This window comes from Rossellomorea aquimaris (assembly GCF_001877785.1).
Taxonomy (GTDB): domain Bacteria; phylum Bacillota; class Bacilli; order Bacillales; family Bacillaceae_B; genus Rossellomorea; species Rossellomorea aquimaris_A.
On record NZ_MINN01000161.1, the window covers coordinates 42,099 to 66,321 of the forward strand.

Annotated in this window: 32 protein-coding genes, 1 pseudogene and 2 riboswitches; of the genes and pseudogenes, 22 read left to right on the top strand and 11 right to left on the bottom strand. The window is 46.6% G+C overall.

What is annotated here, in order from left to right:
- Window positions 1-87 precede the first annotated feature (87 nt).
- The 15 genes from BHE18_RS22080 to gvpU all read left to right on the top strand — a co-directional run bounded on the left by BHE18_RS22080 (window position 88) and on the right by gvpU (window position 8,347).
- Window positions 88-456: a DUF488 domain-containing protein gene (locus tag BHE18_RS22080; protein ID WP_071620631.1), complete on the top strand. Its 369-nt coding sequence runs from the start codon at window positions 88-90 to the stop codon at window positions 454-456.
- Between the two features lie 786 nt (window positions 457-1,242).
- Window positions 1,243-1,509, top strand: coding sequence for a gas vesicle structural protein GvpA (gene gvpA / locus BHE18_RS22085; protein ID WP_032087041.1), 267 nt, complete (start codon window positions 1,243-1,245; stop codon window positions 1,507-1,509).
- A 54-nt stretch (window positions 1,510-1,563) separates the two neighbouring features.
- Window positions 1,564-2,064, top strand: a complete 501-nt coding sequence (gene gvpT / locus BHE18_RS22090) for a GvpT/GvpP family gas vesicle accessory protein (protein WP_071620632.1) — start codon at window positions 1,564-1,566, stop codon at window positions 2,062-2,064.
- 30 nt (window positions 2,065-2,094) lie between these two features.
- Window positions 2,095-2,586 (top strand): gas vesicle protein GvpQ, encoded by a 492-nt coding sequence (gene gvpQ, locus BHE18_RS22095; RefSeq protein WP_071620633.1) that lies wholly within the window; start codon window positions 2,095-2,097, stop codon window positions 2,584-2,586.
- A 26-nt stretch (window positions 2,587-2,612) separates the two neighbouring features.
- Window positions 2,613-2,873: a gas vesicle protein GvpJ gene (gvpJ, locus tag BHE18_RS22100; RefSeq protein WP_064567987.1), complete on the top strand. Its 261-nt coding sequence runs from the start codon at window positions 2,613-2,615 to the stop codon at window positions 2,871-2,873.
- A gap of 107 nt (window positions 2,874-2,980) precedes the next feature.
- On the top strand, window positions 2,981-3,247 hold the full coding sequence (gvpO, locus tag BHE18_RS22105; protein ID WP_071620634.1) for a gas vesicle protein GvpO: 267 nt from the start codon (window positions 2,981-2,983) through the stop codon (window positions 3,245-3,247).
- A 26-nt stretch (window positions 3,248-3,273) separates the two neighbouring features.
- Window positions 3,274-4,191 (top strand): gas vesicle protein GvpN, encoded by a 918-nt coding sequence (gene gvpN, locus BHE18_RS22110; protein ID WP_071620635.1) that lies wholly within the window; start codon window positions 3,274-3,276, stop codon window positions 4,189-4,191.
- 16 nt (window positions 4,192-4,207) lie between these two features.
- Window positions 4,208-4,972 (top strand): GvpL/GvpF family gas vesicle protein, encoded by a 765-nt coding sequence (locus BHE18_RS22115; RefSeq protein WP_071620636.1) that lies wholly within the window; start codon window positions 4,208-4,210, stop codon window positions 4,970-4,972.
- The gene (locus BHE18_RS22120; protein ID WP_071620637.1) at window positions 4,969-5,226 is read left to right on the top strand and encodes a gas vesicle protein GvpG; all 258 of its coding nucleotides are present in this window, start codon (window positions 4,969-4,971) and stop codon (window positions 5,224-5,226) included. The genes BHE18_RS22115 and BHE18_RS22120 overlap by 4 nt, the downstream gene beginning before the upstream one ends.
- A gap of 10 nt (window positions 5,227-5,236) precedes the next feature.
- Window positions 5,237-6,043 carry a GvpL/GvpF family gas vesicle protein gene (locus tag BHE18_RS22125; protein ID WP_071620638.1) on the top strand — a complete coding sequence of 269 codons (807 nt, stop codon included), beginning with the start codon at window positions 5,237-5,239 and terminating at the stop codon, window positions 6,041-6,043.
- A gap of 74 nt (window positions 6,044-6,117) precedes the next feature.
- Window positions 6,118-6,390 carry a gas vesicle protein gene (locus BHE18_RS22130; protein WP_032087032.1) on the top strand — a complete coding sequence of 91 codons (273 nt, stop codon included), beginning with the start codon at window positions 6,118-6,120 and terminating at the stop codon, window positions 6,388-6,390.
- Window positions 6,359-6,649 (top strand): gas vesicle protein K, encoded by a 291-nt coding sequence (locus BHE18_RS22135; RefSeq protein ID WP_064567977.1) that lies wholly within the window; start codon window positions 6,359-6,361, stop codon window positions 6,647-6,649. The genes BHE18_RS22130 and BHE18_RS22135 overlap by 32 nt, the downstream gene beginning before the upstream one ends.
- Window positions 6,650-6,682: 33 nt before the next feature.
- Complete coding sequence (gene gvpJ / locus BHE18_RS22140; RefSeq protein WP_071620639.1) at window positions 6,683-7,015, top strand: gas vesicle protein; 333 nt, start codon at window positions 6,683-6,685, stop codon at window positions 7,013-7,015.
- A 22-nt stretch (window positions 7,016-7,037) separates the two neighbouring features.
- Window positions 7,038-7,904 (top strand): GvpT/GvpP family gas vesicle accessory protein, encoded by an 867-nt coding sequence (gvpT, locus tag BHE18_RS23405; RefSeq protein WP_071620640.1) that lies wholly within the window; start codon window positions 7,038-7,040, stop codon window positions 7,902-7,904.
- Window positions 7,905-7,945: 41 nt separating this feature from the next.
- Complete coding sequence (gene gvpU / locus BHE18_RS22150; RefSeq protein ID WP_071620641.1) at window positions 7,946-8,347, top strand: gas vesicle accessory protein GvpU; 402 nt, start codon at window positions 7,946-7,948, stop codon at window positions 8,345-8,347.
- A gap of 86 nt (window positions 8,348-8,433) precedes the next feature.
- Here the strand turns inward: gvpU and BHE18_RS22155 are convergent, their stop codons facing one another.
- The 3 genes from BHE18_RS22155 to BHE18_RS22165 form a co-directional block, all read right to left on the bottom strand.
- Entirely contained in the window at window positions 8,434-8,775 is a 342-nt protein-coding gene (locus tag BHE18_RS22155; RefSeq protein WP_071620642.1) for a hypothetical protein, read from the bottom strand.
- A gap of 687 nt (window positions 8,776-9,462) precedes the next feature.
- Window positions 9,463-9,720 (bottom strand): GlsB/YeaQ/YmgE family stress response membrane protein, encoded by a 258-nt coding sequence (locus tag BHE18_RS22160; RefSeq protein WP_071620643.1) that lies wholly within the window; start codon window positions 9,718-9,720, stop codon window positions 9,463-9,465.
- Window positions 9,721-9,795: 75 nt separating this feature from the next.
- Complete coding sequence (locus BHE18_RS22165) at window positions 9,796-11,268, bottom strand: phospholipase D family protein (protein WP_071620644.1); 1,473 nt, start codon at window positions 11,266-11,268, stop codon at window positions 9,796-9,798.
- Between the two features lie 166 nt (window positions 11,269-11,434).
- On the opposite strand from BHE18_RS22165, the gene BHE18_RS22170 reads away from it, so the two are divergent.
- The 3 genes from BHE18_RS22170 to msrA all read left to right on the top strand — a co-directional run bounded on the left by BHE18_RS22170 (window position 11,435) and on the right by msrA (window position 13,534).
- A complete protein-coding gene (locus tag BHE18_RS22170; RefSeq protein ID WP_235860424.1) occupies window positions 11,435-12,103 on the top strand; it encodes a haloacid dehalogenase type II in 669 nt (222 codons plus the stop codon).
- Window positions 12,104-12,217: 114 nt separating this feature from the next.
- Window positions 12,218-12,547, top strand: a complete 330-nt coding sequence (locus tag BHE18_RS22175) for a CHY zinc finger protein (protein WP_071620646.1) — start codon at window positions 12,218-12,220, stop codon at window positions 12,545-12,547.
- A 42-nt stretch (window positions 12,548-12,589) separates the two neighbouring features.
- Window positions 12,590-13,534 (top strand): peptide-methionine (S)-S-oxide reductase MsrA, encoded by a 945-nt coding sequence (msrA, locus tag BHE18_RS22180; RefSeq protein ID WP_171910772.1) that lies wholly within the window; start codon window positions 12,590-12,592, stop codon window positions 13,532-13,534.
- Window positions 13,535-13,751: 217 nt separating this feature from the next.
- On the opposite strand, the gene BHE18_RS22185 is transcribed toward msrA, so the two are convergent.
- The 8 genes and pseudogenes from BHE18_RS22185 to BHE18_RS22220 form a co-directional block, all read right to left on the bottom strand.
- Window positions 13,752-14,273 carry a DinB family protein gene (locus BHE18_RS22185; protein WP_071620648.1) on the bottom strand — a complete coding sequence of 174 codons (522 nt, stop codon included), beginning with the start codon at window positions 14,271-14,273 and terminating at the stop codon, window positions 13,752-13,754.
- 118 nt (window positions 14,274-14,391) lie between these two features.
- Window positions 14,392-14,526, bottom strand: coding sequence for a hypothetical protein (locus tag BHE18_RS23830; protein WP_268876512.1), 135 nt, complete (start codon window positions 14,524-14,526; stop codon window positions 14,392-14,394).
- Between the two features lie 143 nt (window positions 14,527-14,669).
- The gene (locus BHE18_RS22190; protein ID WP_071620649.1) at window positions 14,670-16,214 is read right to left on the bottom strand and encodes an FAD-dependent oxidoreductase; all 1,545 of its coding nucleotides are present in this window, start codon (window positions 16,212-16,214) and stop codon (window positions 14,670-14,672) included.
- A gap of 143 nt (window positions 16,215-16,357) precedes the next feature.
- Window positions 16,358-16,624, bottom strand: a pseudogene (locus BHE18_RS22790) (bifunctional 5,10-methylene-tetrahydrofolate dehydrogenase/5,10-methylene-tetrahydrofolate cyclohydrolase); the annotation flags it as partial.
- Window positions 16,625-16,801: 177 nt separating this feature from the next.
- Window positions 16,802-18,151: an FAD-dependent oxidoreductase gene (locus BHE18_RS22200; RefSeq protein WP_071620651.1), complete on the bottom strand. Its 1,350-nt coding sequence runs from the start codon at window positions 18,149-18,151 to the stop codon at window positions 16,802-16,804.
- Between the two features lie 585 nt (window positions 18,152-18,736).
- The gene (locus BHE18_RS22210; RefSeq protein ID WP_071620653.1) at window positions 18,737-19,054 is read right to left on the bottom strand and encodes a DMT family transporter; all 318 of its coding nucleotides are present in this window, start codon (window positions 19,052-19,054) and stop codon (window positions 18,737-18,739) included.
- Window positions 19,051-19,383 carry a DMT family transporter gene (locus BHE18_RS22215; protein ID WP_071620654.1) on the bottom strand — a complete coding sequence of 111 codons (333 nt, stop codon included), beginning with the start codon at window positions 19,381-19,383 and terminating at the stop codon, window positions 19,051-19,053. Before BHE18_RS22215 ends, BHE18_RS22210 begins: the two co-directional genes overlap by 4 nt.
- A 61-nt stretch (window positions 19,384-19,444) precedes the next feature.
- Window positions 19,445-19,539, bottom strand: a riboswitch (guanidine-I (ykkC/yxkD leader).
- A 305-nt stretch (window positions 19,540-19,844) separates the two neighbouring features.
- Window positions 19,845-20,708, bottom strand: a complete 864-nt coding sequence (locus tag BHE18_RS22220) for a bifunctional 5,10-methylenetetrahydrofolate dehydrogenase/5,10-methenyltetrahydrofolate cyclohydrolase (RefSeq protein ID WP_216095316.1) — start codon at window positions 20,706-20,708, stop codon at window positions 19,845-19,847.
- Window positions 20,709-20,836: 128 nt separating this feature from the next.
- Window positions 20,837-20,933, bottom strand: a riboswitch (ZMP/ZTP riboswitch).
- 196 nt (window positions 20,934-21,129) lie between these two features.
- Between BHE18_RS22220 and BHE18_RS22225 the strand changes: the two genes are divergently transcribed.
- The 4 genes from BHE18_RS22225 (at window position 21,130) to BHE18_RS22240 (ending at window position 24,218) form a co-directional block, all read left to right on the top strand.
- The gene (locus BHE18_RS22225) at window positions 21,130-21,864 is read left to right on the top strand and encodes an SDR family NAD(P)-dependent oxidoreductase (RefSeq protein ID WP_071620656.1); all 735 of its coding nucleotides are present in this window, start codon (window positions 21,130-21,132) and stop codon (window positions 21,862-21,864) included.
- Window positions 21,800-22,873: an S-adenosylmethionine:tRNA ribosyltransferase-isomerase gene (locus BHE18_RS22230; RefSeq protein ID WP_235860426.1), complete on the top strand. Its 1,074-nt coding sequence runs from the start codon at window positions 21,800-21,802 to the stop codon at window positions 22,871-22,873. The genes BHE18_RS22225 and BHE18_RS22230 overlap by 65 nt, the downstream gene beginning before the upstream one ends.
- A 224-nt stretch (window positions 22,874-23,097) precedes the next feature.
- Window positions 23,098-23,457: a VOC family protein gene (locus BHE18_RS22235; protein WP_071620658.1), complete on the top strand. Its 360-nt coding sequence runs from the start codon at window positions 23,098-23,100 to the stop codon at window positions 23,455-23,457.
- A 116-nt stretch (window positions 23,458-23,573) separates the two neighbouring features.
- Window positions 23,574-24,218, top strand: a complete 645-nt coding sequence (locus BHE18_RS22240; RefSeq protein ID WP_071620659.1) for a YczE/YyaS/YitT family protein — start codon at window positions 23,574-23,576, stop codon at window positions 24,216-24,218.
- The last annotated feature ends 5 nt before the right edge of the window (window positions 24,219-24,223 follow it).

Genomic DNA, 24,223 nt, shown 5'->3' on the forward strand with positions numbered 1-24,223 from the left:
TATACCCGGGGAGTATGCAGATTAAATGCAGAAATCGTTATGGAAAAGGGGACAGTGGGTATAAATACTGTAAAGGAGTGATCAATGATGCCAGTCAAAATAAAACGTGCATACGAAGAAAAATCAGAGCAGGACGGGGTGCGTGTTCTGGTTGACAGGCTGTGGCCGCGGGGGAAATCAAAAGAAGAGCTCGCGGTCGACCACTGGATGAAACAGGCGGCCCCATCTCCGGACCTCCGCAAATGGTTTGACCACGACCCCGATAAGTTTGATGAATTTAAAGAGAAATACAAGGACGAACTTCATAACGACGAAGACAAACAAGAAGCCTTGGAAGAGCTGAAGAAGATTGTGAAGGAAGAAAATAAGGGAGTCAGCCTGATTTACGGGGCAAAGGATGAAAAGCATAATCATGCGGTTGTTTTAAAGGAAATCCTTGATCGGCAGCAGGTATAAGAAAAGGGTAATTCGCGGTTCCGGCGGTAGTGCGTCGGCTTTTTGTAAGAAAGGGTTGAGCAGCATTGCTTATCGGAGGAACTGTGATGGGAATGAGGTGTGGCGATAATAATAAAGATTTATTGATGATAATAATGCTTTATCGATAATAAGAAGGTCGTTTCGATAAAATAAAATGGCTTTTATTAATGCAAAGGTGAACTTCTTAATTTAATTTTTTCCTCTAATAATGAATAGCTTTTCAGCAGTTGTTCTACTACATCCTCATATGAGAAGGTGTAAAATCCAGAAAATCTTCAATTTTTATGGAGATTATATAAAATAATGCATGTTTATAAATGTAACTCGTTTGATTCAGCAGTTGATTGAAGCGCAGGACTATGAGGTTAAGCGCTCTCCCGCGGAAAGCTTAGTCCTGCACGGAAATCAACAACATTGAAGAAGCCGCTCACCCGATTAGCATAACCTCCGATCGTTAATCCGCCATGAAACAAAAAACATCCAACTGTAATCGATTTGTCTTAATTGACTCCTCAACTCACCCAAAAATCCAAAAATCCTTGAAAGTCCTGACATCCATATATTACAAACCCGCCGTTCTCCACCGAAACAAATATAAAAAATACCAGTTAAATTCAAATATTATCCATGGTAGGTTTCGAGGTCCGTGAATCGAGGTAAACATCGACTAAACCGAATAACAAACCGTTGTGAATTTGACCTATGAAACCGTCTGGATGTGAATCAGAAGAACCAGACAACTTCCATTAAGAGAGGAGTGAAAGGATGAGTATTCAAAAGACTACGGACAGTTCCAGCCTAGCAGAAGTAATCGACAGGATCCTGGACAAAGGGATCGTAATCGATGCATTTGCCCGGGTGTCACTTGTTGGTATTGAAATTCTTACAGTCGAAGCGAGAGTCGTTATAGCATCAGTCGATACTTGGCTGCGCTATGCGGAAGCAGTCGGCCTCCTCCGCGATGAGGTCGAAGAAGAAGGACTTCCGCAACAGGATAATGAACGAAACAAACAATCAGCATTTAACGTGTAACTGAATGAGCTGACAATTTTCATATAAAAAATGCTTTAGAAAAGAGGATGAACAATGGCAGAAAAGGAAAAACAGGAAAAAAACAATACAAATCAAGAAGAAAATAATAACGGACAAGAAGAAAAGAAAAGCCAGAATGAAGGCGGCCGCGGCGTGAACGTAAACTACGCCATCATCGGCGGGGTTGTCGGCGCAGGTGTCGGATTGCTCAGCCATCCGGGAACAGGGAAAAAGCTTGCGGGCAGCCTCGGGAAATCCGAAGTGGTGCGTATGGCAGGAAATGAACTCCGCAGGAGCGCGCAGGAATTTATCACTGAACAGGCACTCATCACCTTGAGACAGACTGCGGCAGGCTATATGGGCAAATACGAGAACGGCATGCTGCCTTTCACTAAGAAAAAAGAAGAAGCGTCAGCTCAAGAGGAGCAGGAAGATACTTCTTCTTCTGTGCAAAGTGATGAAATTGAAGAGATCAAAGAAGAAAACAAGAACCTGAATGAACGATTGGAACGCATCGAAGAAATGCTCAGCAGCCTTGTGGAATCAAAAAAGTAACGAAACAGGCGTTTCCAAAGGGGGAATGACATGAGTAAGTCAGCAGCAAAAAAAGCAGCCGGTAAAATGGCTGAAACAATCGTCGAACACACCCCTGAACCAGTCAAGGATAAGGTAAAAGACAAAGTAAAGGAAAAAGCCAAGGAAAAGTTTGTGGAAGGCGTCCAGGACAAAGTCCAAGGCGGCATCCAGTCCAAAGCAAAAGAAGCCTCGGAGAAACTTGAAAATGCGAAAGACAATAATGCAGATAAGGTGCATTCCAAAGCCGAGGAAGCCAAGGAGAAAGTACAGGAAGTTCTCTTGAACGTGCGGGAGAAGCTGGGAAATGCCAAGGAAGCCGGTGAAGAATTCCAGGAAAAAATATCTTCCTCGAAAAAAGACAAAAGCAGACTTAAAGGTGTCTCTGACATCAAGGGAGTCAATGATATCAAGAGCTCGATGGAAATCAAGAGTTCGACTGATATCAAAAGCTCCACCAACATTAAATCATCAACTGACATCAAAACGATCAGTTCCAGATAACAGCATTGAAAGGAGATTTTTTAATCATGGCTATACAAAAGACAACAGACAGTTCAAGTTTAGCAGAGGTCATTGACCGTATCTTGGATAAAGGGATCGTCATCGATGCCTTCGCCCGCGTATCAGTGGTCGGAATTGAGATCCTGACAATTGAAGCGAGGGTCGTCATCGCAAGTGTCGATACTTGGTTGCGTTATGCAGAAGCAGTCGGACTGCTTCGTGACGATGTGGAAGAGAACGGCCTTGCCACACAACAAAATGAGCGAAATTCACAATTCAGTATTTAATGGCTGAACATTAGGGGAAAGTAAAGAGGAGATCGATTTAGATCCCCGAGGTGATTCGTTTCGAATCACCCTCTCCCTTTTTTTATGTCCATAGTAAGGAGGCCAATATGAAGATCAAAGAAATCATGGGAAATGTGTCTGATTTCTTCAATGAAAATGTGGCGCCGGTCCATAAGATCACTTCAGTCGAGGTGAGGGAAGAAGAAGGCTGGCGGGTTATTGTGGAAGTCATTGAGGAAAAAGAATATATGAAGAAATATGCGAAGGACGAAATGCTGGGCACGTATGAAGCCCTTCTTGACAAGGATAAAGAAGTCGTGTCATTTAAGCGGCTCGATGTCCGGTACAGAAGTGCGATCGGGCAGGAAACGTAACGGCAGGCGGCTAAGGGGGAATCAACTTGACAGTCTTACGGAACACAATCAAAAAAGACAGCAGGGCCATCGTGCAGGATGATGAGACGAAGGAGTTGATGACTCGTTCGCTTCACTATCTGACAGCCGGTTACCCTGTGCATTTTACAGGCCCATCGGGAGCCGGGAAAACCTCCCTTGCACTCGCTTTAGCCAAAAAACGAAAACGTCCGGTCATGCTTATTCACGGTAATCATGAACTGAATAACCGGGATTTGATCGGTGATTTTACGGGATACACGAGTAAAAAGGTCGTCGACCAATATGTCCGCTCTGTTTACAAAAAGGATGAAAGCGTGACGGAAACCTGGAGGGACGGCCGTCTTTTAGAAGCAGCGAAGAATGGTTATACGCTTGTGTATGACGAATTTACAAGATCGCAGCCAACGACAAATAATATTTTTTTATCAATCCTGGAAGAGGGGGTCATACCTCTCTATGGAACGAAACTGACGGAGCCTTTTGTGAAGGTCCACCCCGAGTTTTCAGTGATTTTCACCAGCAATCCGGCTGAATACGCAGGTGTCTATGATACACAGGACGCCCTTCTGGACCGGATGATCACCATCCCGGTAGATTTCATGGACAGTGAGCGTGAAGCCATGATTGTATCGGAGAAAGCGGATCTGGTGATAGAGGAAGCAAGAACCATTACCTCGCTCATTTCGCATTTGCGGGAGCAATGCACGAAAGAAAACGAACACGGGCCGAGCTTGCGTGCATCACTGATCATTGCAAGGCTCGCCATTGAACTTGACATCCCCATAGACGGTAACGATGAAGAATTCAGACGTCTATGTATCGATATAGCAGGAAACAGCATGACACGCGGCATTGAAGCCGATAATCCGAGAGAAAAAGCGGAACAATTAATTATAGATGCATGCAAAAGCATGAATGGATAAAAAGGAGAGTCGACTTATGAGCCAGGAAAACGGAATTTATGTATTTTGTGCGATTCAGACAGATAAGGATGAAGCATTTGAATCAGTTGAATTAGAAGGTGAAAAGCGGGACGTTTTTACAATCAACTATAAAGATTCCGCCATGGTGGCAGCAGAGGTCCCGATGAAAATTTATCACCCGAAGAAAGACAATCTGATGATGCACCAGAAAGTCGTATCGGAAGTAATGAGCAAGAATGACACCGTCATCCCCATTTCATTCGGGAATGTCTTCCAGAGCAAAGAGGATGTGGAGGCGCTGCTTGAAAACCTTTACCCTCAGTTTGAAAAGCTCTTCCCGGCCATCAAAGGCAAGGTTGAATTGGGTCTTAAGGTGATCGGAAAGAAAGAATACCTTGAAAAAATGGTGAAAGAGAATCCTGAAATGGAGAAGATGTCTTCTTCTGTAAAAGGAAAATCAGAATCAGCCGCCTATTACGACCGCATCAAATTGGGCGGGATGGCTCAGAAACTCTTCACTTCCCTTCAGGAGGAAATGAAGAAGGAAATCTTCGAGCCCCTTGAAGAAACAGCTGAAGCAGCGAAGGTAAATGATCCTTCAAGCGAAACGATGCTTCTCAATGCCGCCTTCCTGATCGACCGTGACAAGGAAGAACTATTCGATCAAAAGGTGAATGAAGCACATGAGAAGTGGAAGGATAAGGTCGACTTTCAATACAGCGGACCATGGCCGGCGTATAACTTCGTGAATATCCGCTTGAAGGTGGAAGAAGCGGGATGATCCATAAACTGGTCAGTGCGCCGATCAATATGGTCATCAAAGTCGGGGAAAAGATCAAAGAAGAAGCCGACAAAGAGCTGTACGACCTGCCCACCATCCAGCAAAAGCTGATTCAGCTGCAAATGATGTATGAACTTGGTGAAATCCCTGAAGAAGCCTTTCAGGAAAAAGAAGACGAACTGCTGGCCCGATATGAAATCGCAAAGCAGCGCGAAATGGAACAATGGGAAGAAATGACGAAGAAGAGGGAATGAAGGTGACAGGATGAGCGATTTACTTTATCTATACGGTTTGATTCCGGCGAATGAAGCAAAAGAGGAGCCTCTTCCATCAATCAAAGGGTTTGACGGAGAAGGAGAGCTTTTCACAATTGACGTCGGGGATGTGACGGCCATCGTATGTTCGATCGATTCCGAAACCCATTCGGAAGAAGACTTAAAAGATAAGATCGAAAATGATATGGAATGGCTGCAGGCCAAGGCTTTCCATCATCATGAGACCGTCTTGATGGTGTCAAAGATGTACACAATCGTCCCGTTAAAATTCTGTACGCTTTATAAAAGCGAGGACAGCTTGAAGGATACCATCGAAGGAAACCGCAATAAGCTTTTGAGCACCTTCTCCAAATTGAAGGGTAATGAAGAATGGAATCTCAAGATTTTCTGCGATGATAAAGAACTCAGGGAAGAAGTGAGCAGCAGCAATCCTGCAATAGAAGAAAAACGAAAAGAAATCAGTGAATTGCCGAAAGGAAGGCAGTTTTTTGAAAAGAAAAAGATCGACCAGCTGATTGATCAAGAGCTTGAAAACGAGAAAAACCGGATTTGTGAAGAAGTCCATGAAAAGCTTAAGGAAAAGGCGATTGAAGGCAGCGTCAAGAAAAACTGGGGCAAGGATGTGACCGGGCGCAAGGAAAACATGGCCTGGAATAGTGTGTTCCTCATTGCTGAAGATAAAGTCGATCAGTTCACCGACGAAGTGAACCGGTACAAGGAAGAACTCGGGAAATCAGGATGGAGCTTTGAAGCTTCGGGTCCCTGGCCTCCTTACCATTTCTCAAGTTTTTCATAAAATTGCCTGTTTCAGGAACTTCCGCCGAGGGAATTAAAAGAAGTATAAGAGAGAATGGAAAGGGATGGTGAGCTGTGACTGTAAGAGAATCAATTGAGAACAAAGATATTGCACTTATAGACATTTTAGACGTGATTCTCGACAAAGGTGTAGCCATCAAAGGAGACCTTGTGATTTCGATTGCAGGTGTCGATCTCGTCTATTTGGATCTTAGAGTATTAATTTCCTCGGTGGAAACACTGGTACAGCATAAAAATGGAACACGCAAAGAAATCAACTCTGAAAAACTTGATAGAGAGAAGGAGGAATTGATTCATGCAACAGGTCAGCCAGACAAATGGGCGTAGCAGGATCAACTTCGATTCAAATAATCCCGAGGACGGTTTGGCACAGCTTGTCCTCACAGTCATTGAACTGGTAAGGCAAATCGTCGAAAGGCATGCGATGAGGCGTGTCGAAGGCGGCACGCTGACAGATCAGCAGGTCGAGGATCTCGGCGTTGCCTTGATGAATCTTGAGGAAAAGATGGAAGAGCTGAAAGAAATCTTCGGTCTTGATGCAGAAGACCTTAATATAGATCTCGGACCTCTGGGGAGCTTGATGTAAGGCATTCCCACCGGTTCAAAGGAGGACAACAACATGGCTATGGAACATTCAATGCAGTCGAATACAATTGTGGATGTTTTAGAGAAAGTCCTGGATAAAGGGGTTGTCATCGCAGGAGACATAACGGTCGGGATCGCCGATGTCGAACTGTTAACCATCAAAATCCGTTTAATCGTCGCTTCCGTGGATAAAGCAAAGGAAATCGGCATGGACTGGTGGGAAAATGATCCTTACCTCAGCTCCAAAGCAGCTGACAACAATACCAGGGCTCTCGAAGAAGAAAATAAAAAGCTTCAGGAACGTCTCGAATCACTCGAGAAAAAGATGGAAACCAATCGTTTAAATACTGCTAAACAATCAAACTAAAATAATCGGAGGTTTTTGAATCATGGCAGAAAAAAACACTAAAGTTGAAGATACAACAGTTGAAAATCAAGATAACAAATCGACAAATGAGAAAAAGAAAAGAATGAGCGGCCCGATCAAGCGTACGGTCGCGGGAAGTGTCCTTGGCGCCACAGTCGGATACCTGGCCACTCCTGAAAACGGGAAAAAGCTGCTTGGTTCAATCGACCAGGAAAAACTGAAAAGTAAATCCCTTGATTTCGGTAAAGCTGCGAAAGAAAAATCAAGAAGTGCGGTCACTTCGTTGAGATCTTCAACAGCTAGCCTGTTCAAACGTGATAAGAACTCGGATGAAAATGATGAAAAGAATGAAAAGATGGAAGACGATAATGAAACAACATTAAGCTCAGATCAATCTGATGATCAAGAGACTAACAGCGACAAAGACTATGAATCTCTTAAAGAAGAAAACGAACAGCTTAACAACCGCCTTCAAAAACTTGAGGATATGCTGACAAAACTCACTGAACAAGGTGAGGATACGGACGAAGAAGACGAAGAAGACGAAGAAGACGATGAAGAAGAAACAAAATCCAAAAAGAACACGAAAAAAGCGTCCAAGAAAAAAGTGGACGACGAAGAAGAGGATACGGACGAAGACCAAGATGATAACGATGAAGATGATGATTCGGATGAGGCAAAGAACGAAGACGACTCTGAAGATGAGAATGAAGAAGATGAAGATGAAGACAATAAGGATGATAAGAAAAAAGGCAAATCAACTTCAGCCAAAGGCAAAAAACGCTCTACACGCAAATCTTCAAAATCTAAGAAATCATCATCTAAAAAAGAAGATGACAACGAAGACGAAGAAACAACACTTTCAAGTGATGACGACACATCTTCTTAATTCTTAACAGGCAGACAGACAGACAGGAGGGAAAAGTGAACATGAGCTTAGGATCTGGTGCAAATAAAGATTCAATCCTGGAATTTTTTGTACAAGCAGCTAATAAGCATGACTTTACATTGGACATCACCCTGAATGTAAACGGGGCTGTCATCACAGGCACACTGATTTCTGCTAAAGATTACTTCGACGCGCTGAGCGAAAACTTTGAAGACGGCAGCGATGTTGCGCAGAAACTGAGTGAAGAGCTTGCCAAGGCAGGCGAGCAGGTGGAAGACGGCGCCCTGAGTGAAGCCAATTTCATTCATATGAAAAACACGAAAGTCTACTGCGGGGACAACAAGCCCACTCCTTCGAAAGGGAAAATCCTTTGGAGAGGCAAGCTCAGTGAAGTCAACGGATTCTTCCTGGGGAAGATATCCGAGTCGAAGAGCAGTAAATGATCATATAGTTGATTAAGAACGCCCGGGGGCTTGAACTTCGGGCGTTTGTTTTTTTATGTTTGGGGCGGCATGTCGCGGCCTCAGTTTCACTTTATGTTCATAGCGTTGATTGTACTGACCTTATTGTTCCGGAAGCTGATCGAGACAAATGAATTGGGAGCGGTCCCGTCCCATACATAGCTTACCTGGTGTGCCTTCGTCCCGGTTTTTCCCGACTCGCCCTGCTGTTTCCCTTCACCGCCGATGATTTTGATTACTTGTTTGAGCTCCATTCCTTTTGTGATCTTTGTTAATTCCTCCTGAGTGATTTCGGGCGTGTTTGCTTCTTCTCTTGAGTTGGAGGCGGTGCTGGTGTCCGTAACGGAGCAGGCAGTCAAGGAAAGGAACAGGACGCCGGAGAGCAGGATTCCGCTTATTTTATTTTTCATGGTCATCCCCCTTGTGGATTCTTTTATAGATGTAACTGGGGGCGGGTGGGAATTGTTTCATGACGTGATTTATTTTTTGAATACATCTGGGTAGAAGATTATTCCTTCTTGTCGTTTGTGGTTTCTGCCGGTACAGCAGCGGGTAAACAATATATAACAAAGGAGGTTGCCTTTTATGAAAGGATTAATCAGAAAATTGATCAAATGGGGACCTATCGTCTACCCGATGTATAAGAAATACCGGAATAAAAGAAAATCTCGAAAATCGATGACGTATTGATAGAAAAAGCAGCCTGCGGGCTGTTTTTTTGTGGGTTCAAGGACTGCTGGGAGTGACTTTCGATTGGAGAGCAGGGTGATTCTGCTGCCAGGGGTGGTATTTTGAAGGGCAGGAGGAGGGATATGATCCATTCTGAGGATTAATGATCCGTTTCGGAGATTTATGCTCCAAATCAGAAATATATGATCCATTCGACAAAAAATACGCTCCATTTTCCGAATATATGATCTTTTAAGAATGATTCTAATTTGCGTGCAGAGATGGGTAAACAAACAACAGCAACCAATCGCAAACCCAACCCTCCCAAACCCTCCAGCCTCCATATAGAACAGTTACTCAAGAACAAGCAAATAAACCACACAAAAAAACTCCCCGAGACGAATCTCAAGGAGTTCTTTACTAATCGATTAATGTGATGTTCTTCTCATTCCTCTTAGCAGCAGGCTTAAAAGGAATACAAATATGATGGCTCCGAGTAAGGCCGGGATAATAGCGATTCCTGCGAGCGACGGGCCGAAGCTTCCGAGTAATTCTCCGCCAATCCATGCACCGATGATACCTGCGATAATGTTTCCGATGACTCCGCCTGGTACGTTTTTACCTAAGATCAGGCCGGCTAACCAGCCGATGATTCCTCCAACGATTAAATATAAAATGAAACCCATAATGATTACCTCCAATGTTTGTTTTTGTAATGTATCGTTATTGCTTCTTTTCCCGTGTTATCAATGTTTAAAACCTTAAAATGTCGTGACCTGGAATATTTTTTGCAGGACATACATGATGTATTTAAATGCAGGGAGCTTGTCCTGATATTTCTCGTAATTCACGGTATAGGTGCCGTCTTCGTTGTTCCAGATCCGCTTGAAATAGTCGTCGACTGACTTGATCAATGCACTGTCCGTTGTTGAGACGAGCTTGATGTTTTCTTCAAGATTGTAGTCGTCCAGGTTTCTTGATGTGTAGTTGGTGGACCCGCCGATGACGATTGATCGCTTCTTCCCTTTGACGTAGATAAATTTGGAATGATATTGTTCTTTGTTTGTGTCATACCAGCGGATTTTGATGTGCTTTTCATTCAAATTATGCAGTTCTGATGCGATCGGCAGGTTGGGAAGCCCGATCTTTTCCTGGCCGAATGCATTTTGGTTCGGGTCGAGCACGATCCGGACGTCCACCTTGCGTTCTGCTGCATCTTCAATGGCATCGATGATATCCCTGTCGGCCAGATAGAACATCCCGATCCAGATCTCGTCCCCTTCCTCTGCATCATCCATCGCTTTGACGACATGGTCCTGAACCTTGCTTTCCGTGATTATTTGCGCTTTAACGGGTGGTCCTTCACCCGGATCGGAAGGGCTGATCAGCTTATCAAGCTCTTCATTGGTCGGGAACTTGCTTTCATCTCCGCCGGAATAAGCTGCAACCGCCCTTTCGGCTTTTACCATATCCTTCAGGATTTTCCCTTTTACCTTGAATGCGATATTTGAGTGGAAGCCGCTCGCGTCATGCGGGTTCGCTGAGAGAATCATACCTTCATCCTCTGATATGACCACTTTCCGGTGGTTCGCTTTTACATTCAACAGTTTTAAATAGGATCTCGCCGTCACTTTAGGGGCAGAGGGGGCCATCGGATTGGGCAGCCATCCGTCCCCTTCCTGGCCGAACCATCCGAGGGCCGCCCTCCATACCCCTGAATAAATGAGGTTCGGGTCACGGAGCTTGTTCAGGTTCGTATAGATGACTTTAGCCCCCAGTTTCTCGAGGGGGTCTATATGATTTGCTTTATGGGATCGATAGGTTGTATTGACGTGATCTGTGATGAAGACAACTTTCAAATCAGGCTTCTTTTCCATCTGTTCCTTGATTTTGTTATATAATGTTTCGCTTAATTTAGGATAAGGCCGTTTACCGTCTGTGTATCCGTTCACAAGAAAGAGGTCCAGTACAAGGAAATGATCAGCTTCTTCAATCGTCTTAAACACTTCTTTGAAAATGTTATGATCGTAGACTTCCTTGCCGTTATTGTCATATGTAAGGTCGTACAAAAATTCTACGTCCTTCTGGGGAAGCGAGTACTCACTGCCTTCAAAGGATATGCCCGGCGGAAGGGGCTTAATGCGGTTGTAGAGCATGATCCCCGCAAGGATGAGTATGACAGCACCGCCTGCCCACCATTGTTTTTTCTGATACCATTTTTGCTTCTTTTTCAATTGAATTCCCCTGTTCTTCGTTTTTTTTCTTACTATACCCGTAACGGTAGTAATAAAATCCTATTTAGTCAGGGCATCGGAAATAATTTATAAGGTTTATCAGTTTGTCTTAAGGGAACTCTGCTATATCATGGGGTTAAGAAATCAATTTCAGGAGGGGACGGCAGTGAAAAATCCAAAGTTAAAAGCATTTGTATTTGATGCGTACGGCACTCTTTTCGATGTTCACTCAGTCATTGAGAAATGCAATGAATTGTTTCCGGGCAAAGGTGAGAATATCAGCGGAATCTGGAGGCAGAAGCAGCTTGAATACAGTTTTCTGCGCCAGCTGATGGGCAGGTATTCGACGTTTCTGGAGATCACAAGGGACGCACTCCGATATGCTTGTAAAGAAGCAGGTGCAAAGTTGACGGAGGATACGGAAAATCAGTTGATTAGGGCATACTTGGAGCTTCAGCATTACGATGAAACCGAAGAGGTATTGAAAAAGCTTCAATCTTACAAAACGGCCATCTTCTCTAACGGATCATTCGATATGCTGTCACCGCTCGTTGACCAGTCCCCATTCTGCCCTCTCTTGGACGAGGTGCTTTCAGTGGATGACGTGAAACAGTTCAAGCCTACGCCGATGGCTTATCATCACGTCCTTGACAGGCTCGGTGTCAGAAGGGAAGAAGTCTTGTTCATGTCCTCGAACACATGGGATATCGCCGGGGCGGCGAGCTTCGGTTTTCATACCGCCTGGATTAACCGGCAAGGGAAAGAAATGGACGAGCTCGGCGTCAAGCCGGACTATGAATACAGTGATCTGCGCGGGCTGATGGAGCATGTCTGATAAGTGAAGGATATCGGCCGGTAGGGCTGGTATCCGCTTTTATGTGGAAGGAAAAAATGTCTTTAGCGGCGAAAGAATCGTATATGACTTTATATAAAAGGAGATGGACTGAAAATGGTGCCTGAAGATGTTGAAGTGAAAGGAGTCGACGTTGATTCGAAGACGCGGTGCCGCCATTATCATAGTGAACGGGATATCATCGCGTTAAAATTCAAATGCTGCAATACGTATTATCCCTGTCACCTCTGTCACGAGGAGGAGGCAGGTCATGAACCGGTTAGATGGACCAGGGATGAGCGGGATACCAAAGCCGTATTGTGCGGCGGGTGCGGGAATGAATTGACGATCCTGCAGTATATGAACTGCCAGTCGGTATGTCCGCATTGTCAGTCTGCTTTCAATCCGGGGTGCAGGAATCATTATCATCTTTATTTTGAAGGGTAGGGGAACCTTTTATGTTCCACGTGAAACGAAGGAGGAATAAGCATGACTGAGGAAATCGCAACCTTTGCAGGCGGCTGTTTCTGGTGCATGGTCGAGCCGTTCGATGAGCAGGAAGGCATTCTTGGCATCCGGTCCGGTTATACGGGAGGGGAGACGGAGAACCCGGCCTATAAAGAGGTGATATCGGGCGATACGGGACATAGAGAAGCGGTACAGATCACTTTCGATCCCGAACTATACCCTTATGAAAAGCTGCTGGAGCTATTCTGGCAGCAGATAGATCCGACAGATGACGGCGGCCAGTTCAAGGACCGGGGCTCGTCGTATCGGGCGGCGATATACTACCACAATGAATCACAAAAAGAGCAGGCGATACAATCGAAGACTGAGCTTTGGGAAAGCGGAAAGTTCAATTCGCCGATCGTGACGGAAATCCTTCCGGCAGGCCCATTCTATGAAGCGGAAGAGTATCACCAGGATTTTTATAAGAAAAATGCCTTCCGATATGCTTTGTACAAAAGAGGGTCCGGAAGGGAAGCGTTCAAGAAGGAATATTGGCCTGAGGACCGTTCGCATCTGCGCGTATCGCTGAACGATATGCAGTATCATGTCACACAGGAGAACGGGACAGAGCCTCCGTATGAGAATGAATACTGGGATAACAAAGAAGAGGGGTTATATGTCGATATCGTGAGCGGTGAGCCGCTTTTCACATCGAAGGCCCAATATGACAGCGGATGCGGATGGCCGAGCTTCACGAAGCCCGTGATGGACGCAAGCGTAAAGGAGCGATATGATCTTTCGCATAAATCGACGCGAGTGGAAGTGAGAAGCCGCGAAGGTGACTCCCATCTCGGCCATGTCTTCACTGACGGTCCCGGACCCAGAGGGCTGAGGTACTGCATCAATTCTGCAGCGCTCAGGTTCATCCCAAAGGACCGGCTTGAAGCGGAAGGGTATGGAGATTTTTTGATTTTATTTAAGTAGGCTGTTTTCTAATAGATTGTTGCTTTTCGTCAATTGGCTAGTAGACTGAATGCTGCTTGTGGACGTGCTCTTTTCGAATTTGAGTTTAAACCATAGGTGGACGGGCATCAGAAAATACCCAAGTTCCGGAATTTTCTTGTGTGTAAAACAACAAAGTATGCGAAAAGAGCTTTTAAGTGAAAAACGTGTACAGGGCATGAGCCCGTACACGTCCGTATCATTTCGCTTTTTCTTCTGCCTTTGCAAACAGATCCTCGACTCCCTGCACCCGTTTGAGGGTCGTGATACTCCCCTGATGGAGCCCTTCATGCCAATTAACGAATGCAAATACGTCCGCCAATGTGGTCAACGTGACTGAGCCGAGGTTGAACGGCTTTTCCGCCTCTTGATCCAGGCGGCCGCTGAACACTTCCTTCAAACGCTTCGGCTGTTCTTCAAGAAGGCCGCGGAGCTCGCACAGCGAAGGAGGAGTGAGGTTTTCTTCCTTCCACGTATCTGGGCTCGTATGAAAGCCGAATAGCTTGTCATAATGTGCCGGAATCGCTTTTTTGTCCTGGTTACCTAAAAAAGAAAAAAGTAGATTTTCATGTGACAAAAGGATATGGCCGAGGTTCCAGCGGATTGAATTCCTGAACCCTTGCGGCATCACATCTGCCTGCTCTTCTGTCGTTGCATCTAAAAATGCCAGGGTCCGAAGGCGGATAAAGTCCAATTGCTTGAACAGTACGTTTTCATTCATCTTGATTCCCTCCCGAGTGTTTCATTCATAGTCTATATTTCGGGAAAGAAGCAGAAAATCCCTTTCTTCTACATAAAAAAGCCCCCTCGAATCGGATTCAAGGGGTGCCTGGCGTTGATTAGTCTTGTGGACGGTTCTTTTCGGCTTTTGCCCGTCCTGTTGTGAACTCCACCATTTCGGAGCTCGTGCGATTTCCTCTTTTAGCATTGGTATTTGCCTGTGCATTGCGGTTTCCCTGCTTTGTGCGGCCCATACGATTCCCTCCTAAAAAGTACTCTTGCCTTATTAGTGTGGGAAATGAGGCATGGAAATATTCCTTCAACTTGCTGCTGTGCGCCGTCAAAAACTGACAACTTTCGTTTTCTTCCGTGATATTTCCCGGGCTATATTTCGACGTTATCCGAGCTGATCATCGACCCTCGTCAGCGGTTCCTTTGCCGGTCCTTCCACCACTGTGCCATCCACTGCAAACCTCGATCCGTGGCAAGGGCAGTCCCATGTATGGTCACCGTGGTTCCATGAACACTCGCATCCCATATGGGTGCAGGTTGTATCGACTACGAAGAGTTTCCCCTTTTCGTCCCTGTATCCGCCGCATCTTCTGCCATTCACCAGGACAATGGCACCTTCGCCATTTTCGATTTCGTCCGCTTTCTTTGTAGGAATATCCAATTTCCCTTTTACCAGCTGGCCGGCTACATTGGCATTTTCCTTTAAGAATCGTTTGATGCCCGGGTCGGCTTTAAATCTGGACGGCTTGAAGAGGTCGCTGTATAGATTGTGGTTTCCGAGAATGTGATCGGAAAGGATCTGTCCGGCAAGTGTGCCGAGTGTCATCCCCCATTTACGGAAACCGGTGGCGACGAGGATGGCCGGATGTTTCTTTGTCAATGGACCGATATACGGGACTTTATCAAGTGAGATGAGATCCTGTGCTGACCACTTGTATTTAACATCCTGTATTCCAAAGACTGTATTTCCGAATTCCTCAAGCGCCTCGTAGTGCTTCAGCGTATCTTGTCCCTGTCCTGTCTTGTGGTTGTCGCCGCCGATCAGGACGAGCTTCTCTCCGTTTGTGTCTTCCGTATAGCGCAGGGACCGCGTCGGGTCCTCTGCACTGAGATACATGCCGCCTGGAAAATCCTTCGTGGTCTTCGCCGCGATTGTATAGGAGCGGTCGGGCTTTAGCCGGGCAAAATAGGCGCCCATCCCATCATAGAAAGGGAAGTGGGTGGCAATGACCACATATTCACTGTCGATGTGATACCCTTCCTCCGTCACCACCTGGGTACTTTCTCCTTCATTGATGGTCTTGGCTGCGGTCTCTTCAAAAATTTGCCCGCCGTTTTCGACGATGCTGTCAACGAGGGCCTTGTGATATTTTACAGGGTGAAACTGTGCCTGTTCCTTCATGATGACAGCATTTTTAATCGGGAGATCGATTGGAAGCTTCTCCATCAGTTCGCTTTCGATGCCGAGGGTCAGGTAGGCTTCAAATTCCTTCTCCACCTTTTTCTTGTATTCATCGGTGGTGGAGTAAACGTACGCATCCTGCTTGGAATAATCGCACTCAATGCTTTCATTTTTGATTGTTTCTTCCATGAAAGAAAGAGCCTTCATATTTCCTTCGTAGTATTTCTTAGTGAATCCCTCACCGAAATGATTGATGAGTTCATCATAAATCAATCCATGCTGGGCGGTGATTTTTGCGGTTGTGTGGCCGGTGGTGCCATTGACCAGACGGCCCGCATCGATCAGAGTCACTTTTTTACCGCTTTTTGCGAGGAGATAGGCGGTGGTGATCCCCGCGATTCCTCCGCCGACTACGGCTACATCTGTTTTAATATTCTGACCGAGCTTCGGAAACACAGGAAGCTGGACGGATTCACGCCAAAATGGTTCGGGCTGCTGGTTGAATGTATGATTGTTTTGAGTGTCCATGAATTTGCTCCTTTTCGGTTATTTTCTCTACACATTTTTCCCTATTACCGGAAGAATAAGCAGGTTTTTGGAAAAGAAAACAAAAAGAGATTAACCCCTAGTAAGAGTTAATCTCAGGACATGTAGATAATTTATAAAGATTTTTATAATAGCTTTGCCGATTTTTCTGCAGAATCGACGGTTTGTTCCAGAAGCATGGAGATCGTGACAGGTCCGACTCCGCCAGGAACCGGCGTGATAACTCCTGCTTTCTTGTAACAGGAATCATAATCAACGTCTCCGATATTTCCCTCATTGTAGCCGGCATTGAGGATGACCGCGCTTTCCTTCACCCCATCACCCTTGATGAAGCTCGGTTTTCCTGCGGCCGCTACGACTATATCGGCCTGCGATACGATCTCAGCAAGGTTAGCATTTTGACGCGGGGCAGTCAGTGGTGCTCGGCTGAATCCGGCGCATTCAATTCATTATTAGCCGCATCAGTCTGCCAGACCAAATACCTCCTCTAAAAGACCGCAGACAAAAAGCGCACTGCCTAAAAGTGCGCTTTTCAGCGTATTGACTCATCAACGCTGACTCAGTTCCAATCAAACCAATGCCGGCTTGCGTGTCTCAGCTGCTGCCAGTCCTGCTTTATTCAGAAAGTTCCACGGCTGATTGAAGTGGGGCTGGAAGAAGAAGTCGACAAAGCCGAGTTCATCTATCGTCATGCCAGTCTGAATGCAGACGCTGAGTGTATTAATTGATTGGGTGACATCCGCTTTTGACAGTACCTGCGCGCCAATGATTTTACGGCTTTCAGGCAGATAGCTGACTTTTAACAGCACATTTTCCGCTGTCGGCATAAATTCAGGACGGTGCTTTTCAGAGATTGTGACGTTTTTCACATGAATGTCCATCGCTCTTGCACTCGTTTCAGTTAAGCCCGTTGATGCCATGTTCAGGTCATAAATGTGCAGACCTGATGTTCCCTGTGTACCAACGTTTTTCATGACCGGTTCAATCAGGTTGCGTGCAACGAGTGTACCCATCCTGACTGCATTTGTTGCAAGAGGGATATAGGAAGCCTGACCTGTCGGATTGTACTTCACTGCACAGCAGTCACCGGCTGCAAGGATGTCAGGGTCGCTTGTGCGCATATAATCATCAACTGTAATTGCCCCGTTTGGCAGCATGTCTACTTTTCCTTTTAAGAGCTCTGTGTTCGGGCGGAAGCCGACACACATAATCACAATGTCAGTCTCAACGCGTCCTTTATTCGTTACAACAGCTTCAACAGACGTTTCACCTTCAAAACGAGTAACAGTTTCGCCGAGTCGCAGTTCAACGCCGCGGTCAATGAATGCTTGCTCTACCTGATCGGTAAATTCCTGATCAAGATATTTATTCAGAATACGGTCCACACCGTCAATCAGCGTTACTTTTTTGCCTGCCTGCTGGAATGCTTCTACAAGCTCAACGCCAATATAACCTGCGCCGACAATCGTGACATGCTTAGCGTCGCGTGATTTTTCGATGATTGTATTTGCCTGATTGAAGTTCTTTGCTAACAGGACGTTATCCAGCTTAATACCGTCGATTGGCGGGATGGTTGGCCATGAACCGGTTGCCATGACGAGCTTATCGTAGCTGTCATTCACTTCTTCACCAGTGACCAGATTCAACGCTTTGATCTGCTTGCGCGCAGTATCAATTTCCTGGACGGCGTGCTGCATCTTCATTGTAATGCCGAGATTTCTCAGCTGCTCAGGTGAGCTGTAGAAAAGTCCCTGAGGATCTTCAACTACACCGCCGACATATAATGCTAAGCCACATGAAAGAAAGGACACATTATCATTTTTCTCATAGACTGTAATATCTGCTTCAGGATACATACTTGCCATATTTGTAACAGCTGCTGTTCCAGCGTGAGTACTTCCGATTACTGCGATTTTCATGGGGAAATTCCTCCTAAGTTTCAATTGTGAAATGTTTCACAATTACTATTTGACTTAAGTATACGACGCTTTGGAATGGAATTCAAGTATTTTGTTCAGTATTTCACAAACTACTATATTTTTATCCGGCCACCATAAATAAGGGGCCGGGATGCTTATAAATCCTTCAGCTAATTCTTCAACTGTATAAGCCATTCTGCTTCCCGGAAGGACGTTTTCTGATGAGATCACCACAAATTGTTCATTCTTTACACTTTCTAATTGAGAGAGTGCAGGGTCGCTTTCACATTGATGTGGGGGGATTTTTCTATCCCACCATAGGCATTCGGTGATGAAAATATGATTCAGCAGCTGGCTGTTAAAGCAATCGTCGGGGCAGCAAACAATCAGCTTTTAACTAAATGCACCACCTTCGCTGAATAGTATGGATATACCTGTGTCTAAAACCACGAATAACCCCCGGCTGGCCGCTCAGCCGGGGGATGAGTAATTGATGCGGTCACCCGGGACGGAGTAAGCCGGTTCACTTATAGAATCAGTACAAAAATGAATCACTGAACCTCCGTCCCCGCTGCGCCGCCTCACTTAACCCGTCACTACCCGAAGCCCGATAACCGCCACTACAATCAGCGTTAAAAAGAAAATACGCTTGCGGTCTGCGGGGTCTCCATAAAATACCATACCTACGACAACGCCGCCGATTGTACCCATACCGGTCCAGACGGCGTAGGCCACGCCAAGCGGAATGCTGGTCATGGCGAATGAGAGGAGGTTCAGACTCGCTATAAAGCCGCCGATCAGAAAGATAAATCCGCTAATTTTTTTACCTGTTGCGATCCGCTGCATGCCGTTTACTCCAAGCACCTCACAAAATCCCGCTATGATTAATGCAATCCAGCTCATTCCTGCGCCTCCTTCCCGTCAGCATCCGTGACAAATTTCAGGCCGATTACGCCTGTAAGCAGCATGACGACAAAGAACACCACACCTGCATTGATGCCAGCCTCAAAGAAGATCATATCCACGATCACAGTACCCAATGTGCCAAGCCCAACAAAGACTGCGTAGACGGTTGCTGTCGGCAGGCGTGTTGAAGCCATCAGCAGTCCTGTGAAGCTCACGAGAATCGCTGCGATTGTCAGCGTCCACGTCAATCCGTCATGCGCATATTTCAAGCCGGTCGCCCAGCCGATTTCAAACAGTGCCGCAACCGCTGTGACAAACCACCACATAAAAATCGCTCCTTTTCTATTGAAAAATAAAAAACCCGGGAGATATCACTGTTAAAGTGGTATCTCCCGGGCTTTTCTCCCTCCGTGTACAAAGATCGCTCTTTGCGCTTTCTCTCGGACCAGACCCGTTATGGCGGAACCCTAGAAAGTCTTTTGATGTCTATGGAGTTTTCGGTACCTATCTTAGTACGGGTGGAGCGGGAAGTCAAGTGAGGCGGGTTGTGAATAGTAGGGACGGAGGTTGAAATGCCATCGCCATCTCATGACACTTTCACCTCCGTCCCCACCATGCAATCCCAGCGAGTTTTGATGTGCTTTTCGTTCAAGTTATGCAGTTCCGATGGGATCATTCCTGCATCCTCTGAAGTGACCACTTTTGGTGGTTCGCTTTTACATTCAACAGTTTTAAACACAAAAAGAGATTGACCCTGAATAGGGCCAATCTCCAGGCAAGACGAAATTTATGAAGATTTTTTTAAAAGCTCAGCCGTCTTCTCTGCAGAATCGACGGTTTGTTTCAGAAGCATGGAGATCGTGACAGGTCCAACCCCGCCCGGTACCGGCGTGATGGCTCCTGCTTTCTCGTAACAGGAATCATAATCCACGTCTCCGATGTTTCCTTTATTGTAGCCGGCATCGAGGATCACCGCGCCCTCCTTCACCCATTCACCCTTGATGAAGTTCGGTTTTCCTACGGCCGCTACGACTATATCGGCCTGCGATACGATCTCCGCAAGGTTTTCTGTATAGGAATGACAGGTCGTGACGGTGGCATTGCGGTTCAACAGCATCATCGACACGGGTTTGCCGAGGATCGGACTCCTGCCGATGACCACGGCATGCTTTCCTTCAACCGATACATCGTAGTAATCGATGATATTCATGATGGCGGCCGGTGTGCACGATGGATATTCGCCGAACCCGAAGGATGTCCGGCCGAAACCGAGGCTTGTGACCCCGTCTACGTCTTTTTCGATGGAAATCGCTTCGAAAGCGGCACGTTCATCTATATGTTTAGGGACCGGATGCTGAAGAAGGATGCCGTGTACATCGTCATCACTGTTTAACTCGTTGATGACTCTCAACAGCTCACTTGTTGTCGTTTCTTTCGGCAGATGGATGCGGCGGGACTCCATGCCGATTTTTCTGCAGGCATTCCCTTTCATCTTCACGTAGGTTTCGGACGAGGAATCGTCACCGACAAGCACTGTGGCAAGACAAGGCACAATCCCTTTTTCCTTTAATGCAGACACTCTCAATCTCAGGCTTTCCTTCACTTCTGTCGCAACACGTTTACCGTCTAGAATCAATGGTTCCACTGCAATCCCTCCTGTAATTGGTTAAAGACTGTTCTCCCGAGTTCCTTGCTTCCTGAAGGCAAAGCGCCTTTTTCTACAGTGAAGCAAGTCGTTTGTGAAAAGAGCCTAACAAAAAAAGACAAGGGTGTACCCTTGCCTTTTGCCCAGGCGATCGGCATGATGGCTGATGATAAAAAAAGTCGCAGCTCCCCTGTGGTTCGTTCCACGTTTTCGCCAGTCACTGCTAATAATTAAGTTCAAACTTATTATAACACGAATATAAAATAAATATCCAGTCTTATTGTTCGTGTTTTTTGCAGGACTACACCAAAAGACTGAATGGAATACCGGTCTAATTTTCTATATCTTCTCTTCCCTTATAGCCGATTTGCCGCGGTAATCGTTTTCATAAAATGAAAGCAAGCAAAACAATTTGGGAGGAATGAAAATGTTGAAAAACAAAGTGGTCATGATTACTGGAGCGTCAAAAGGATTGGGAAGGGAATTGGCCCTTCAATTTGCAAGGGAAGGGGCGAGGCTTGCCATATGTGCGCGGAACGGGGCATCGCTTAAGGAAGTGGAGATGGAAGTGCGTGCGCAGGGAGCAGAGGTCGCAGCAGTCGTCGCGGATGTATCGGTTGCGAAGGACGTCGACCGTTTTGTTTCAGTGGCAGAGGAGGCGTTCGGAAGGATCGATGTGCTGATCAATAATGCTTCCATCTTCGGACCGGGGCCGAGGCTGTTGGCCGATTATCCTGAAGAGGACTTCATGGAGGTGCTGCGGATCAACACATTCAATCCGTTCATCGTCACCAAACGGGTACTGACGGGGATGCTGATGAGAAATGAGGGGTCCGTCATCAATCTGACATCCGAAGCTGGGAAAACCGGATTCGCTGAGTGGGGGGCATACGGAGTCTCCAAGTTTGCGGTAGAGGGTCTCACAGGGACGTGGGCAGATGAACTTCAGGAGACGGGGGTCCGCATCAATATGGTGGATCCGGGTGAAATGAACACAAGCATGCATGAAGAAGCGGTTCCGGACTGTGATTATCCGTTAGCCGAGCCTCATGAACATATGGATGTTTTCCTTTATCTTGCTTCAGATGATGCGAAGGATGTTTCAGGAAAAAGGTTTGAAGCCCAGGAGTTCACTTGGAATCGGGGTGGGGAAAATGAATGAGGCAGTCTTTGACATACCCCGTCAGCTGAATGCCTCTGCCCCGGTAGAGCTCAGCGGGAAAGGCAGGGACGAAGTGAAACTGATGGTGCTGAACAGGGAGACGGGCGGTGTTGAGCACTCCTACTTCAACCGGCTCCACACCCAATTGAAAAGAGGGGATGTCCTTGTGGTAAACAACAGCAGGACCATTCCGGCATCACTGAGGGGAACGCAGGGCAGCCGGGAAGTGGAAGTGCGGCTGTCGAGGAAGGTCAGCAGCCGTGAATGGGACGCTTTGATCCTGGGCCCGGTGAATGACGCCAGGCTGCCGATTACCTTCGCTGACGGAGTGAAAGCGTTTATGTCCGGCAATGGGAGCGAAAAGCCCCTGGTTCGTCTCACCTTTAGTGTGGAAGGAGCTGGGTTCTATGATTTTCTTTATAAAAATGGACAGCCGATCCGCTACGAATATATCGATGCACCGTGGCCGCTCGACTATTACCAGAATGTATACGGGTCCGTTCCTGGATCTGTGGAAATGGCCTCTGCAGGCAGGGCATTTTCTTGGAAATTGATCACGAAGCTGCGTGCGGAAGGGATCGAGGTCGTGTGCCTCCAGCTTCACGCCGGGCTAAGCTATTATGGAGATGACCGCTGGCCTAATCCAGTGAATCACCCCGAGGAATATCATGTTTCCCGGGAGACGGCGGACAGTATACGCCGGGCGAAGCGGGAAGGGAACCGGGTGATCGCAGTCGGGACGACGGTGGTCAGGGCCCTTGAAGCCGTGGCGGCCGGCCATGGGGGGGATGTCGCTGCTGCGAGCGGCGTGACAAATCTTTATATTACAAAAGAAAGCCCCCTCCGCGTTGTTGACGGACTGATCACCGGGCTTCACGAACCGGAGGCAAGCCACCTCGATCTTCTGCAGGCATTCGTTCCCCGAGATTATTTAATGAGCGCCTACAGGACCGCAGTTGCAAAGGGATATCTATGGCATGAGTTCGGGGATATGAATTTGATTTTGTGAATGTTGGTTGGGGAGCTTTAGTTCCTGGCGGCGTCACCTGATATATCGTGGAAAATCGACAGGTCGAGCAGAAATCCTGAGGTTTCGCGCATAGCGGGAGAAGTTTCGAGCACAAAAAAATAGTTTTCGAGCATAAATATGTTCATTTCGAGCACAACACCATTTTTCTATGCCCAATCCAGCTTCAAAGCCATCGATTACGAAAAGGAAATCAGGTGAAAATCATGAAACTTCATCATATCGGCATCAACGTCAGCAGCCTGGAACGTTCAAAACGGTTTTATCAAACTCATTTCGGTTTTAAAGAAGAGTTCACGGCTGTCATCGGGAGCGAGGAAATCGTATTTTTAAAGAGAGATGAGGAGTGGCTGGAGCTCATTCAAGACAGGGATAGCGCATCGTTACAATCCCGTGTCCACTTTGCATGGGAAACGGCTGATTTGGACGTGGAAATAATGCGCCTCGCGCGGAAGGGGCTGGAACCCGTCGAAGGGCCGGTCCAGCTGGATAACGGTTGGAGAGCAGTCTTTTATAAAGGACCGGATGGTGAATTGATCGAGTTGATCAACGCCGGTTCTCTCTAGTTGTCCGGTCCCCAATACCTCACCAACCCGATCGGTTTTATGAAATTTTTTTGTTTTCCCATCTGTGTTACAGTTATCCGGGTGTACTGAAATCAACAGATTGGGAAGGGATTTTCATGAAAAGAGAATTCGTGATTCGCTGGGCGTTTTTCTTTGTCGGCCTGCTTGTACTGGCCCTCGGGATCACGCTGACGATCAAAGGAAAAGACCTCGGAATCGGCCCTTGGGATGTGTTCCACTACGGCCTCTATAAACAGCTCGGTCTTACGATCGGGACATGGTCGATCATCGCCGGATTTGTCATCCTGTTGATCACCGGTCTTGGAACCAGGTCATTCCCGAAGATTGGTGCGTTTCTAAATATGCTTTTAATTGGTATTTTCATAGATTTATTTAATTATTTGATTCCTGACCCGGAATCACTCCTGGCACAGGCAATCGTGTTTGCAATCGGGATCATTGTACTCGGATACGGAATCGGGCTCTATGTATCAGCAGACCTAGGAGCGGGTCCGAGGGACAGCCTCATGCTGCTCGTTGTCGAGAAGACGGGCTGGAAGGTGCAGCGGGTCCGGAACGGAATGGAGATCCTCGTCTTTTTCTTCGGATGGATGCTCGGCGGACCGGTCGGCATCGGCACTGTGGTGATTGCGCTCGGACTCGGTTCGATCGTCGGAATCTCCCTGCCGCAGAGCAAGCGGCTCCTGAACTATGTATTGGCAAGACCATTTTCAAAAAGGAACAATCCCCTTGCGAGCTGAGGGGA

What these genes read in the sequence shown, in the direction of transcription:
- BHE18_RS22080 (WP_071620631.1), top strand. Translation starts at nt 88, where the DNA reads ATGCCAGTCAAAATAAAACGTGCATACGAAGAAAAATCAGAGCAGGAC.
- gvpA (WP_032087041.1), top strand. Translation starts at nt 1,243, where the DNA reads ATGAGTATTCAAAAGACTACGGACAGTTCCAGCCTAGCAGAAGTAATC.
- gvpT (WP_071620632.1), top strand. Translation starts at nt 1,564, where the DNA reads ATGGCAGAAAAGGAAAAACAGGAAAAAAACAATACAAATCAAGAAGAA.
- gvpQ (WP_071620633.1), top strand. Translation starts at nt 2,095, where the DNA reads ATGAGTAAGTCAGCAGCAAAAAAAGCAGCCGGTAAAATGGCTGAAACA.
- gvpJ (WP_064567987.1), top strand. Translation starts at nt 2,613, where the DNA reads ATGGCTATACAAAAGACAACAGACAGTTCAAGTTTAGCAGAGGTCATT.
- gvpO (WP_071620634.1), top strand. Translation starts at nt 2,981, where the DNA reads ATGAAGATCAAAGAAATCATGGGAAATGTGTCTGATTTCTTCAATGAA.
- BHE18_RS22115 (WP_071620636.1), top strand. Translation starts at nt 4,208, where the DNA reads ATGAGCCAGGAAAACGGAATTTATGTATTTTGTGCGATTCAGACAGAT.
- BHE18_RS22120 (WP_071620637.1), top strand. Translation starts at nt 4,969, where the DNA reads ATGATCCATAAACTGGTCAGTGCGCCGATCAATATGGTCATCAAAGTC.
- BHE18_RS22125 (WP_071620638.1), top strand. Translation starts at nt 5,237, where the DNA reads ATGAGCGATTTACTTTATCTATACGGTTTGATTCCGGCGAATGAAGCA.
- BHE18_RS22135 (WP_064567977.1), top strand. Translation starts at nt 6,359, where the DNA reads ATGCAACAGGTCAGCCAGACAAATGGGCGTAGCAGGATCAACTTCGAT.
- gvpJ (WP_071620639.1), top strand. Translation starts at nt 6,683, where the DNA reads ATGGCTATGGAACATTCAATGCAGTCGAATACAATTGTGGATGTTTTA.
- gvpT (WP_071620640.1), top strand. Translation starts at nt 7,038, where the DNA reads ATGGCAGAAAAAAACACTAAAGTTGAAGATACAACAGTTGAAAATCAA.
- gvpU (WP_071620641.1), top strand. Translation starts at nt 7,946, where the DNA reads ATGAGCTTAGGATCTGGTGCAAATAAAGATTCAATCCTGGAATTTTTT.
- BHE18_RS22155 (WP_071620642.1), bottom strand. Translation starts at nt 8,775, where the DNA reads ATGAAAAATAAAATAAGCGGAATCCTGCTCTCCGGCGTCCTGTTCCTT.
- BHE18_RS22160 (WP_071620643.1), bottom strand. Translation starts at nt 9,720, where the DNA reads ATGGGTTTCATTTTATATTTAATCGTTGGAGGAATCATCGGCTGGTTA.
- BHE18_RS22175 (WP_071620646.1), top strand. Translation starts at nt 12,218, where the DNA reads ATGGTGCCTGAAGATGTTGAAGTGAAAGGAGTCGACGTTGATTCGAAG.
- msrA (WP_171910772.1), top strand. Translation starts at nt 12,590, where the DNA reads ATGACTGAGGAAATCGCAACCTTTGCAGGCGGCTGTTTCTGGTGCATG.
- BHE18_RS22185 (WP_071620648.1), bottom strand. Translation starts at nt 14,273, where the DNA reads ATGAATGAAAACGTACTGTTCAAGCAATTGGACTTTATCCGCCTTCGG.
- BHE18_RS23830 (WP_268876512.1), bottom strand. Translation starts at nt 14,526, where the DNA reads ATGGGCCGCACAAAGCAGGGAAACCGCAATGCACAGGCAAATACCAAT.
- BHE18_RS22190 (WP_071620649.1), bottom strand. Translation starts at nt 16,214, where the DNA reads ATGGACACTCAAAACAATCATACATTCAACCAGCAGCCCGAACCATTT.
- BHE18_RS22200 (WP_071620651.1), bottom strand. Translation starts at nt 18,151, where the DNA reads ATGAAAATCGCAGTAATCGGAAGTACTCACGCTGGAACAGCAGCTGTT.
- BHE18_RS22210 (WP_071620653.1), bottom strand. Translation starts at nt 19,054, where the DNA reads ATGAGCTGGATTGCATTAATCATAGCGGGATTTTGTGAGGTGCTTGGA.
- BHE18_RS22215 (WP_071620654.1), bottom strand. Translation starts at nt 19,383, where the DNA reads ATGTGGTGGTTTGTCACAGCGGTTGCGGCACTGTTTGAAATCGGCTGG.
- BHE18_RS22225 (WP_071620656.1), top strand. Translation starts at nt 21,130, where the DNA reads ATGTTGAAAAACAAAGTGGTCATGATTACTGGAGCGTCAAAAGGATTG.
- BHE18_RS22230 (WP_235860426.1), top strand. Translation starts at nt 21,800, where the DNA reads ATGTTTCAGGAAAAAGGTTTGAAGCCCAGGAGTTCACTTGGAATCGGG.
- BHE18_RS22235 (WP_071620658.1), top strand. Translation starts at nt 23,098, where the DNA reads ATGAAACTTCATCATATCGGCATCAACGTCAGCAGCCTGGAACGTTCA.
- BHE18_RS22240 (WP_071620659.1), top strand. Translation starts at nt 23,574, where the DNA reads ATGAAAAGAGAATTCGTGATTCGCTGGGCGTTTTTCTTTGTCGGCCTG.